Origin of the sequence: Pseudobutyrivibrio sp. AR14, assembly GCF_900101325.1 — a bacterium.
Lineage (GTDB): Bacteria > Bacillota > Clostridia > Lachnospirales > Lachnospiraceae > Pseudobutyrivibrio.
Map to the genome: position 1 here is coordinate 22,041 of NZ_FMUY01000016.1, position 12,353 is coordinate 34,393.

At 38.3% G+C, this 12,353-nt stretch carries 12 protein-coding genes and 1 tRNA gene; 1 reads left to right on the forward strand and 12 read right to left on the reverse strand.

Translation table 11 applies throughout. The features are described from left to right. Positions 1-7: 7 nt before the first annotated feature. The 11 genes from BLP50_RS12275 to BLP50_RS12320 all read right to left on the reverse strand — a co-directional run bounded on the left by BLP50_RS12275 (position 8) and on the right by BLP50_RS12320 (position 10,669). Entirely contained in the window at positions 8-703 is a 696-nt protein-coding gene (locus tag BLP50_RS12275) for an SDR family NAD(P)-dependent oxidoreductase (protein WP_090155179.1), read from the reverse strand. Between the two features lies 1 nt (position 704). After that, entirely contained in the window at positions 705-1,787 is a 1,083-nt protein-coding gene (locus tag BLP50_RS12280; protein ID WP_090155181.1) for an aliphatic sulfonate ABC transporter substrate-binding protein, read from the reverse strand. Between the two features lie 30 nt (positions 1,788-1,817). After that, on the reverse strand, positions 1,818-3,062 hold the full coding sequence (metK, locus tag BLP50_RS12285; RefSeq protein ID WP_242869270.1) for a methionine adenosyltransferase: 1,245 nt from the start codon (positions 3,060-3,062) through the stop codon (positions 1,818-1,820). A 116-nt stretch (positions 3,063-3,178) separates the two neighbouring features. Next, complete coding sequence (locus tag BLP50_RS12290; protein WP_090155183.1) at positions 3,179-3,322, reverse strand: YezD family protein; 144 nt, start codon at positions 3,320-3,322, stop codon at positions 3,179-3,181. 34 nt (positions 3,323-3,356) lie between these two features. After that, positions 3,357-3,427 (reverse strand) — tRNA-Pro (locus BLP50_RS14350). A gap of 317 nt (positions 3,428-3,744) precedes the next feature. Further along, entirely contained in the window at positions 3,745-4,926 is a 1,182-nt protein-coding gene (locus tag BLP50_RS12295) for a Gfo/Idh/MocA family protein (RefSeq protein WP_090155185.1), read from the reverse strand. A 21-nt stretch (positions 4,927-4,947) separates the two neighbouring features. Then, entirely contained in the window at positions 4,948-6,108 is a 1,161-nt protein-coding gene (locus BLP50_RS12300; RefSeq protein ID WP_090155187.1) for a Gfo/Idh/MocA family protein, read from the reverse strand. A 1-nt stretch (position 6,109) separates the two neighbouring features. After that, positions 6,110-7,198 (reverse strand): Gfo/Idh/MocA family protein, encoded by a 1,089-nt coding sequence (locus tag BLP50_RS12305; protein WP_090155189.1) that lies wholly within the window; start codon positions 7,196-7,198, stop codon positions 6,110-6,112. A 34-nt stretch (positions 7,199-7,232) separates the two neighbouring features. After that, entirely contained in the window at positions 7,233-8,837 is a 1,605-nt protein-coding gene (locus tag BLP50_RS12310) for an extracellular solute-binding protein (protein WP_090155191.1), read from the reverse strand. A 58-nt stretch (positions 8,838-8,895) separates the two neighbouring features. Then, positions 8,896-9,759: a carbohydrate ABC transporter permease gene (locus BLP50_RS12315; RefSeq protein WP_090155193.1), complete on the reverse strand. Its 864-nt coding sequence runs from the start codon at positions 9,757-9,759 to the stop codon at positions 8,896-8,898. A gap of 16 nt (positions 9,760-9,775) precedes the next feature. Continuing rightward, entirely contained in the window at positions 9,776-10,669 is an 894-nt protein-coding gene (locus tag BLP50_RS12320; protein WP_242869271.1) for an ABC transporter permease, read from the reverse strand. Positions 10,670-10,851: 182 nt separating this feature from the next. Here BLP50_RS12320 and BLP50_RS12325 point away from each other — a divergent pair, with 182 nt between their 5' ends. Beyond that, positions 10,852-11,733 carry an AraC family transcriptional regulator gene (locus tag BLP50_RS12325; protein WP_090155198.1) on the forward strand — a complete coding sequence of 294 codons (882 nt, stop codon included), beginning with the start codon at positions 10,852-10,854 and terminating at the stop codon, positions 11,731-11,733. On the opposite strand, the gene BLP50_RS12330 is transcribed toward BLP50_RS12325, so the two are convergent. Next, positions 11,730-12,302 carry a cytidylate kinase-like family protein gene (locus BLP50_RS12330; protein ID WP_163927168.1) on the reverse strand — a complete coding sequence of 191 codons (573 nt, stop codon included), beginning with the start codon at positions 12,300-12,302 and terminating at the stop codon, positions 11,730-11,732. The two genes, BLP50_RS12325 and BLP50_RS12330, sit on opposite strands and share 4 nt — an antisense overlap. Positions 12,303-12,353: the final 51 nt, after the last annotated feature.

Consider the following 12,353-nt stretch of genomic DNA (forward strand, 5'->3'; position numbering starts at 1 on the left):
TCTCCTCTTACTTCACTCTCTGTGCTCCATTATTTAAATCAATTGTCTCACCATTAAGATATACCGGAGCATCTGTTGCCAGCCAAACAATTGTATCTGCTATCTCATCAGCCTTTGCTATTCTTCCAAGAATAGTTCTATTCTTAATGCTTTCATATCTGTCTGCATATTTTGAACCGGCTATCATTGTTGTCTCTACAGGTCCTGGAGCTACTGCATTTACCTGCACACCATCTGGTCCCAAAAGACCAGCAAAGCTCTTTGTTGCATTTATAAGTCCTGCTTTTGTAATGCCATACCAGATATCTCTGTGGCCAACTTGTGCAGCCTGTGATGCTACATTTACAACACGTCCGTTTCTCTTTTTAAGAGATGGTGCAAATAAAGTTATTAATTCTACTGGAGTCTTTAGATTTACATTAACTATCTTTTCAATATCCTCATCAGGATAGGCATCATAGTCTTTTCTGATGCCTATACCTGCATTGTTTACAAGAACATCAATGTCACCAACTTCTTCTACTAGAGAAGGAATCTCATTAACATTGCTTAAATCAAAACTAATAGTTTTAACTCCCTCGATATCAAAATTTGAAAAATCTCTTCCAACAACAGTTACATCAAATCCAATTTCTTTTAGCTTTACTGCTGTTGATAAGCCAATGCCTTTTGTTCCGCCTGTTACTAAAGCCTTCTTCGCCATTTTATTTTTCCCCGTTTAAATAAGCCTTAACTGTTTCATCATTTACAAATGTATCAATAACGTTTTCCTTAACATTTACCTGTACACTTGCTTTGCCTGTCTCGTATAAGAAATCTGCTGTTCCCTGTAAGTCATTAATATCTGTTTCTGTAATAACGATAGGAAGATTAGCATCCTTAAGTGCCTCGTATAATAACTCTTCAGTAAGTCCGTATTTATCAGCATACTTCTTTGCATACTCTTCTTTGTTGTTAACAACTTCGTAAGCTGCACGTGCATACTGCTGAATAAAAATCTGAACAATTTCAGGATTCTGTTCTACATACTCTCTGTTACCAAAGATTGTGTTTTCAGCAAGGAAGACTCCATTTGAACCATCTGCAAGAATTACATTTTTTCCATCTGCTGTAAGCTTTGCGATTGTTGGCTGCCATGTTGCAACAGCATCTACCTGCTTAGCATCAAGAGCTGCCTGCTGCTCACTAGTAGCTAAATTAATGAGCTCTACATCTTCAATTGAAAGTCCCTCTTCCTTCAGGAGGTTGTATAAAAGATTCTCGCAAATAGAACCAACTACAAGTCCAACCTTCTTTCCCTTTAAATCTGCTACAGATTTAATATCTGAATCAGCTGGTACAATGACTGCCTCTGTCTTCTCGCCATTTTCAGAAATACCAAGGTATACTCTATCCTGGCCTGCGGCCTTTCCAAGAATTGATGGAACATTTCCCATTACACCAACGTCCTGCTGACCAGCTGCGAATGACTCATTCTCAGGTGGACCTGATTCAAATTCTGTAAATGTTACTTCAATATCTGTATAGCCTGCCTCTTTAAGAGCCTCTTCAACCCAGCCATTATCCCAAGCTACCTGAATTGGTAAATATGCTGGTGCTGGCTGTGTAGCAATATTAAGATGTGTTGCTGCGTTTAACTCACTTGATGAACCAGTCTGATTTGTACCATTTCCTTCAACACTAGCTGTTCCACCATTTCCATCTGAACTACCGCAACCAACAACTCCTACAAGAGAAAGTCCTGCAACAAGTCCTAATGCTAAAATCTTCCGTCCTACGTTACTCATTATTTAAATCCTCCAAAATTCCTTATATTCTTATACTGTTGTAGCTTCCTTAGCTTCTGAAATAAACTGAACTGCGATGTCTACCTTGATGTCATCAAAATATTTTTTAATCTCATCTACCTTATCTAAATGCTCCCAAGGAAGGTCAACATCTGTTCTTCCGAAGTGGCCATAAGCTGCAGTCTGCTTGTAGATTGGCCTACGTAAATCAAGGGCATCAATGATTGCTGCTGGTCTGAGGTCAAATACTTTTTCAATAATCCTGGCAATCTTCTCATCATCAATTACTCCTGTGCCAAATGTATCTACTGCAATAGATACTGGCTTTGCTACTCCAATGGCATATGCAAGCTCAACCTCAAGTCTCTTCGCCACACCTGCTGCTACCAAATTTTTTGCTACCCAGCGAGCTGCGTAGGCTGCAGAACGGTCAACCTTTGTTGGATCCTTTCCTGAGAAAGCACCGCCGCCGTGACGACCTGTGCCACCATAGGTATCCACGATGATTTTTCGTCCTGTCAGACCTGCGTCTCCCTGTGGACCACCGATTACAAATCTACCTGTTGGATTTACATAGTAGATTGTATCCTCGTCCAATAACTCTGCTGGAATTACCGGCTTGATAACATGCTCGATAATATCAGCTCTTATCTGTTCAAGAGTTACATCCTCTGCATGCTGTGTTGAAATAACAATGGTATGTACTCTCTTTACAGTCTGTCCATCCTCTGCAAATTCTACTGTTACCTGTGACTTTCCATCTGGTCTAAGGTATGGAAGTGTTCCATTCTTTCGAACTTCTGTAAGCCTTCTAGTAAGGCGGTGAGCAAATGAAATGGCTGGTGGTAAAAACTCTTCTGTTTCATCTGTTGCATATCCGAAGATAATTCCCTGATCTCCTGCGCCTGTTCCAAAGTCCTCTGTCGCTCCTTCCTGTTTTGATTCAAATGCCTTGTCAACTCCAAGTGCAATATCTGCTGACTGCTCATCAATTGATGTAAGTACTGCAATTGAATCCGCGTTGTATCCATCTACATTATTTACATAACCAATCTCTCTGATTGTGTCTTTTGCAACCTTTGCTATATCCACATATGCCTTTGTAGTAATTTCACCAACTACAAGTGCTAGTCCTGTTGCTACTGTTGTCTCAGCAGCTACTCTAGAATATGGATCCTGAGCAAGTAGCTCATCAAGGATTGCATCAGAAATTTGATCTGCGATTTTGTCTGGATGTCCCTCTGTTACTGATTCTGATGTGAATAACTTTCCCATGTTCTTTTTACTCCTTTTCTTGTTACATTTTTTTGTTTTATAAAAAAGAGGCCCAAAGTCACAGCTAATGGAACCGTAACTTTGAACCTCTAGTTTTCTAGTCAGTTCGATAAGTCCTACAATCTTATCTTTTCACTTTTGTCAATTTGGATGATTTTTCCATCTTGGATGATTATATTTACCGAGCCATATTTTATTGACTCTATATAATCTTTGATTTGCGCCAGTTGATTTTCACTAACCTCTTTTAATGTTGCCATTTTTTTCTCCTTTTACTTTTGTGTAAACCATAAGTGGTGCTAGTTGGATTCGAACCAACAACTTCAGTGCTGCCGCACCTATGCCATTCCAGCGGCTATAGCACCAAAAAAGCCACCGCCTAGGTGGTCCCAAGCAGTGGCTCGAAATTCGTATATACGAATTTGTTCATCATGGTGCAAGACAACAAGCCATGCACCCTTCAGCACTCACAACCTGGGAGTATAGCATTCTACACATACACATATTCATACAACAACAGTTCTCAGATTTTAATATATGTCTCATTGTTGTCTTGCTCCTTTCTTGTTATTTCTGATTCGTTGTTGATACTATATCTTTAATAACCTACTAAGTCAATAGGTTTAACAATAGTCAAAAATAATAGCTAGTTATAAATCAGATTTATAACTAGCTATATATACTACCACTTCACTTTCCAGCGATTGGAATACTCGCCATAAGAACCATCTTCACATAATGTTTTAATATGTTTTTCATGATTGCTATTTTTTATACTTTGGAGAAAATGCAAGTATTCATCTTCATCAAGTGGTAAGTTAACAAAATCATTTTTCCACCAGGATAAATAGGCGGCATTTGCCAAGCTAAGTCCATATATTCCCTCTTCACCTGGTGATATTAGCGGCTCCCCTTTTCTTATGGCATTAGAAAAGTTTTGTAAAATGCCTATGTGAGCACTCTCTGGTTCCTCTTGGATAATAGTCCTTTCGTCCACATCAATCTTTGGCATAAATTCCTTAGAATTTTTTGTGTACTCCATCAAATCTTCTTTTAAAAGAGTGATGGTAAGCTTTCCATTTTCGATAACAGCCTTGCCTCTTGTACCCGATATTTCCATTCTGTTTGTGCCAGGATATTCTCCTGTAGAAGTTTGGAAAATTCCGATTGCTCCATTTTCATATTCTGCAAAAATTTCAGCAGAATCTTCCACATCAATAGGATGAAATAATCCTTTGTGACAAAAGGCTCTTATCCTAATTGGCATACCAGTAATCCACTGCCAAATATCAAGATTATGAGGGCACTGATTCATCAGCACGCCACCACCTTCTCCATCCCAGGTAGCTCGCCAATCTCCAGATGCATAGTAGGCATCTGTCCGATACCAGTTATTAATTATCCAATTAAATCTAACAAGCTTACCTAAATCGCCATTTTTAAATACTCTTCTAAGCTCTTTATATAGAGGATTAGTTCTCTGATTATACATAATAGAAAAAACTACTCCACTCTCTTTTGCCACCTGATTCATGTGAGTAACTGTCTTAACGTCCACTCCTGCAGGCTTTTCAGTCAGCACATGAATCCCATTTTTACAAGCCTCTTCCACAATAACAGGATGCATAGGATGAGGAGTTGCAACTACAATTGCATTGACTATCCCACTATTGATTAGCTCATGATAGTCATTAAAGCACTTTACACCTTTTAGATTAGATTTCGCCCACTGAAGCCTTTTTTCGTCGCTATCGCAAACCGCCACCAGCTTACATCCCTTGACTTTATTTTTATAAAGACTCATTCCATGGGCTGAACCCATATTTCCTATTCCTACAACTCCAATATTCACTATTTGTTCCATAGCGCCCCTACTCTCCCGTTTTTATATACTATTGATTTTTATATCTTCCTCTGAAAGTTCCTCAGCAGATACTGTCTTTTCGTAAAAATGAATAGCATGTTTTTCGATTCCACCGGTACGATAATATTCATCAATCTTTTGAATTGGCAAAGATACTCTCATACCTGTAAATCCAGATTTGTAAATGGCTGTAATAAGCTCTAAAGTACGCTTGCCATCTACGCCTGTAATAAGCGGCCTCTTTCCATTTTCAAGTGCCGTTAAAACATCATCAATCTCACCTGTGTGTCCTTCATATTTTAAATCAGGAATGGAATCCATATACTGATTCAACTCAGCTAAAAGCTTTTCATTCTTTTCTTCCATAGGAAATCCATTGTCCATAGATACCTCTGCTTTTGGGTCCCAAGGAGCTGAAAGCTTAGCATCTGCACACTGGACAATGATGCTTTGCTCCTCACCGTGATGAACAACGGATGCAGTTACATCTGCAAGGCTTCCACCATCGTATGCCATAATTGATTTTGAAATATCCTCTACCTCAGAATTATCATGCATCACATTTGAAAGGATGGAAGTAACCTGATTTGGCAGTCCTCCCTCAAGCCAGTTTAAAAGGTCAATATGATGAACTGCATGATTTAAAGTAGGTCCACCGCACTCCTTTTCCCATGTGCCTCTCCACCATAAATCGTAGTAGCTATGACCTCTCCACCAGTTTGAATTGATTTGAACTGAGCATATCTTTCCTGCTTTATTACTATCAATCACTTTCTTTAATTTCCAATATGGATTTGTAAATCTATTCTGAGCAATCTGTCCTAGAACAACTCCGTTTCGCTTCTCCGCTTCAAGCATTGCATCACACTGTTCAAGTGAGGATGCCATTGGCTTTTCACAAAGTACATTGCAGCCTGCATTCATTGCGTTAATAGAAATCTCAGCATGAGAAAATGGAGGAGTTGCCACATGGACTAAATCAATGTGAATTCCAGATGCAAGCATCTTCTCATGATCGTCAAATACAGGACAATCAAGTCCATATTGTTTTTTTATTTTTTCTGCTTTTTCAGGCTTTATATCACAAAGAGCCACTATCTCACATCTCTCAGGAAATGTTTGTAGACCTTTTATGTGAGCATGACTAATTCCACCTGTTCCTACAATAGCAACTTTTATCATTTTACTTCTCCAATCCGTATACTCTTTCTGCTTGTAATTCCGCCTTAACGCAAAGCTCGGCAGCCTTGAAACAATGGGCCTGAGTCATAGCATTTTCAGTGCGATTAATACAATCCAATATCAACTCACCAAAGAATGGGAATCCAACCTTGCCCTCCACTGCAAAATGCTGTTCACCATCTTTATTTACCAAATAAACATGTTCTGCGCCCTCGTCGGTTGCAATATTAACGTATTTACGAAGCTCAATATATCCTTCTGTTCCTATAATGAAAGTTCGTCCATCACCCCAGGTAGATAGACCATCAGGGGTAAACCAATCCACTCTAAAATGCTGAGTTGTACCGTTGTCTCCAAGAAGAGTAGCCTCTCCCAAATCCTCAAGCTCGGGCTGGTCAGGATGATTGTAGTTACCTACCTGGCTGTATTGAACTGTGGCATCTTTGCAATCGCAGTAATAAAGGAACTGCTCAATTTGATGACTTCCAATGTCGCAAAGAATTCCACCATAATATTCTTTTTTAAAGAACCAATCAGGACGTCCTTTCACATCCCCAACTCTGTGAGGACCAAATCCATCTACATGAATAGGTTTTCCAATGGCACCTTCCTTTATCAACTGGCCGGCAAAAACTGCTGACTCCACATGAAGTCGCTCGCCGTAATAGCACATATATTTTCTGCCAGTTTTTTCTACCATTTCCTTAGCTTGTGCTAGCTGTTCTAGGGACGTAAGAGGCGCTTTATCTGTAAAATAATCCTTGCCTGCGGCCATTACTCTTAGACCAAGAGCACATCGCATACTTGTAACTGCTGCGCCGCATACTAGCTTTACTTCTGGGTCAGATAATATCTCCTCCTCACTGCTTGCAGCCTTTACTCCTGGATAGGCGTTGCAGAAATTTTTTACTTTTTCAGGGTCCCTGTCGTACACCCACTTAAGTGTTGCTCCTGCTTCTATAAGCCCATTACACATTCCATAAATATGACCGTGTTCAAGTGCAATAGCTGCAATAACAAATTCCCCTTCCTTTACAACTGGTCTAGGTTTTCCCACTGGTGCATAATTCATTCCGTCTTTCCTATTCATCAATCAATCCTCACATTCTATAGTTTTTTGAAGTCTAATTTGTTACTCCAAAGTACTCCATTCTCTCGTCAACAACTGTCTTGATGCCAGCATCCTCTAGCTTGCTCATATATTCATCAAATGTTTTGTCAAACTCACTAGGAGAAGCTGTTATACATTTAACCTGATACTCATCCTGAACAATCTTTAAATCAGTGATGTACTCAGATGTTGATGGCGCTGTGTAATAACTATCTGGAAGAATATTTCCTTTAAGAGCATTCTCATAGTTATTAATTACGTAGTCCTCATATCCTGGACATTCCTTTGATGTACATGCATTAAAAGCATCTACTGTATCAAAATAACCCTGATTTCCTGTAAGGAATAAATCTGTACGAATCCAATCCTTGTCCTTGGCGTTGTAATCAGAATCCTTTACAACAGGAACACCATCTACTAAATCGTAGTGTTCTCCTTCAAAGCCGTGATATAAAACATATCCGCCATCCTTTGAGCACATCCAATCAAGATATGTCATACAAGCCTCGACTTTTTCAGCGGAAGCTGTTTTTGGACAAAATGCAATGAGACCACCTGTAGCATAGGCTGCACTATTCTGCTGTCCAGTATTTACATTTTTAAGTGGCTCAATTGATACGATATCTGCATTTGGATCATTTTCCTTTAGAGTCTGAAGTAATCCACCTCGCAGTACGTCAACGTTACCATTTACGTTGTACTCACAGAATCCAATGGCACCTGAGCAGAATAAGCTCTTGAACATATCTTCATCTGTTGTCATTGTGTAGTATTCCTTGTGCAAAAGTCCCTCGTTGTAAAGAGTGTTCATGTATTTGTAGAACTCTCTCATACCATCCTGGTCATAGTAGTCCATTATGCAGTCTTCTGAAGCTGCTACCTGCCACTGATTCTCATCCTGAGTTTTTGTTGAAAATGCAGCACGCATATTCCACATTTGTACTAAATGAGCGGCAACAACATCTTTTCTTCCATCAGGATTTTCCTTTGCAAATGCTGTAAGCACCTCATGCAATTCCTCTGGTGTTGTTGGCACTTCCATTCCAAGAGCATCCAGCCAATCTTTTCTGATAAAGAAATTCGTCTTTGCGGTAGTAGCTCGGCGAGCTACAATACCATAGAGCTGTCCATCACCATTTCGTCCAATATCAAGACAATCATTTCCAATATAGGCCTTTAGATTTCTAGCCTGATCCTCTCCATCGATAAACTCAGATAAATCCCATGTTCCACCTAGATTAAAATAATCCTCTGCGTATGGATATGTGTAAGTAATTGTAATATCCGGTGCAGTCTGAGAACCTACCATAGTCTGCATCTTTGTTACCTCATCACTTCGAGGTACAGTAACAAACTCAACATTGATTCCTACCTTATTCATTTCCTGGTTCACATAATTGGTCCACTTATTGTCTGTAATAGTAGAACCCTCTGGCGCATTACTTCTATCAAACAACTCAACTGTGATAGTCACATCGTCAAATTGCTTGTCTCCATATGTGGTTTTATAATCGCCACCACCTTCATTGCTAGCTGAAGCAGTTCCTCCTCCACATCCAACAAAGGTGGACATTACCATAGCAGCAGTGGCTGCTAATGCAATAAATCTTTTTTTCATATTACCCTCCATGTTTCTTTACATTTATATATCTTTACTGGCCAGTAAAAAAACTCTATTAACCCTTCACAGAACCTACCATTACTCCCTTTACAAAATACTTTTGGAGCCATGGATATACCACGAGAATAGGCAGTGTTGACACAGCTACTGTCGCCATCTTAAGAGACTGTGACAGCACCATACTGCCTCCTCCCTCTAGGTTTGCTGTACTATTTAATTCTCCTCCGAAAAGCAGAGATCTAAGTCTAAGCTGAAGTGTGTACTTTTCAGGTGTTGTTATATATAAAAGTGCGTTGAAGTATGAGTTCCAATATTCAACTGCATAAAATAGTCCGATTGTAGCTATAATTGGAAGGGACAAAGGCAAAATAATCTTTACAAGTACCTGCAAATATGATGCCCCATCAATTCTTGCCGCCTCCTCAAGTGAAGGTGGAAGACTCTTAAAAAATGTTCTCATTACAATAAAGTTAAATACATTGATTGCATTTGGAATAAACAAAGCTCCAAGAGAATCGTATAGTCCTACATTTTTTACAACCAAGAATGTAGGAAGCAATCCACCGCCAAAGTACATAGTAAAAAGAATCATACCTGTAATAAACTTTCTTCCCACTAAGTCTTTTCTTGAAAGCGTGTATGCTGCAAAAATAGTAAGCAACATACTGACAGTTGTTCCCATCACAGTAACAAATACTGTAGTTTTCATTGCCTGCCATATTTGTTTTTTAGCTAAAATATCTCTATATGCATCCAAGCAAAAGTCCTTTGGTAAGACCGTAACGTTGCCTGTTAATACTGCATTGTATCCACTTAATGAATAAGCTATTACATTTAAAAATGGATAAATGCATACGAATGTCAGCACCAACAACAAAACACCATTTAAAACTCGCCCAATACTCAATTTATTTTTCATGTAAAATACCCTCGCCTTATAAAATTCCTTCTTCTCCTATAAACTTTGCAAACTTATCTGCAAAAAACAGAATTACAATATTTACAACTGACTGGAATAGTCCAATTGCCGTAGATTCACTATATTTTGCCTGCTCAATACCCATTCGATATGTATAAGTACTAATAACCTCTGATACTTCCATTACTTTTTTATTTCCAACTAAAAGTGGCGCATCAAGTCCAATGGTCATCATTTTTGAAATTTGAAGAATGAGCATTACCACAATTACTGATTTAATGGCAGGAAGGGTAATATATATGAGTCTTTGAAACTTACTTGCCCCATCCAAATAAGATGCCTCATATAATGTTTCATCAACCCCTGTTAGGGCTGCCAGATAAATAATTGTTCCCCAACCTATTTCTTTCCAAACATTACTGATTACATATGTAAAAATCCACCATCCATTGTTAGATAAAAATGGAATTGAGGATAACCCCATCTTGGATAAAAACAGGTTGATTGTTCCTCCATTCTGAGAAAAGAGATTTACAACAATACTTGCCACTACAACCCATGAAATAAAATGTGGAAGATATAGAATTGACTGAATGACTTTTTTAAACTTTCCGCTTACCACTTCATTAAGCATAAGGGCCACAATAATAGTGAATGGAAAACTTATTGCCAGAGTCAAAAGATTTAAAAGAAAAGTATTTCTTATACTGTTCCAAAAATTTTGATTAGAAAAGATTTTCCTAAAGATGTCAAAACCAACCCACTGGCTTCCTGATATACCTTTAAAAACGTTGTAGTCCTTAAAGGCCATTACAAGACCGTACATTGGAATGTATTTAAAGATTACAAAATACGAAATTACAGGGACAAGCATTATATATAACCACTTGTAATTCCAAATTTTATGCATAGTTTTAGACATGTGTCGCATATTCCCCCTTTGTTTATTATCTATAGCGTATCTAGATAATAGCACGTTTATCTATGCACAAATACATATATTAATGCCAAAATTATTGCGTTTTTAAACCTAGGTAAATATAATGATATCAACAGGTAAAAAATAAACTATTGTTTTTTAGGAGAAATCTTATGAAAAAAGAAATGCCAAATTACAAAAAAATAATGGAGACTCATGAAAATGATTTTATCTGCGCCTACAAGAATTCTCCTATTACAGAGACCGGTATTTATCACAGCCATGACGGTTATGAAATCTATTTATTTCTTCACGGAGACACAAAGATACTATTAGAAAATGACGGTAAAATTATGGAGCCAGGGGATTTAGTCCTGTTCCCTCCATACGTTTTTCACCATGCCTGCCCTATGGGAACTGAGGACTATGGACGAGTTGTTATTAATATAAAAGAGGAATACTTCGAGAACAAAGGGGATGACTACAAGCATTTTACTGATTGCTTCAAGCAGGAGGATATGACAAAGCTTAATATCATACACTTAAATCAAGAACAGATAGATACTTTTGTTGGCTATACTGATCTTCTAGAAAAATCACTAAATGAACATGAGCAAGAATTCGGTTCCACTGTACTTGCGGAATCTATTCTTAATATCATTCTTATCACCATAAATAGACTTGCAAATAAAAAAAAGACACCTACATACGTAGATGTCCTTCCAAAAACCATTACTGATGCATTTAATTATATCAACCTGCACCTATCAGACTCTATTTCCGCTAGCAGTGTAGCTGAAAATTTGCATTTACATCCTGTGTATCTCAATCGAATATTTAAGGCAAACACAGGCACCTCTATCCAGCAATACATAATCGAAAAGAGACTAGCACTTGCCAAAAAACTACTGAAAGAGGGAAATGCGCCAATAGATGTATGTTTCCAATCAGGCTTTAACAATTATTCCAACTTTTCACGAACATTCTCTAATCACACTGGTACATCACCAAAACAGTACCAGATGTCAGTTAGAAGTCCATTCGTAATCCACTAAGCTTTTGCTGCGCCCTCAAGCATAGCAACTATAGAATCCTCATCCATATTTGCTGAATTGATAATGAGATCAAAGTATTCTGGAGAGCCCCATTTACCGCCAGAGTGAGTGGTGAAGAATTTCTCACGCTTTTTATCGAACTTCTTCATTACCTCATCGGCTTTATCTGCTGGATTATTTTCTACATTAATAGATCTATCCATTCGATAATCATCATCGGCTGTGATAAATACCTTAAGGCACTTTTTATCCTTAAGAATCTCACTTGCGCATCGACCTACAAATACACAGCCAGGCTGTTCAGCAGCCTCTTTAATAATATCTGCCTCTGTATTGTATATCTTCTCAGCTATGGTAGTATAATCGATTCCAGGTGTCTTAAAAATAGGCTTAATCGGTGTCTGCTCATCCATATTGGCAACTTCCTCATAAGACAACCCCATTTTCTTACAAGTCTGCTCAACAACACCACGGTCATATAGACGATAACCCAACTTTTTTGCAAGCTTTTTTGCGATTTCATGACCACCACTGCCATATTTACGCTCTATGGTAATATAATCGTACATAAAAACCCTCCTCTCAATACAAATTATTATACCATATTGCAAAAATGAGTA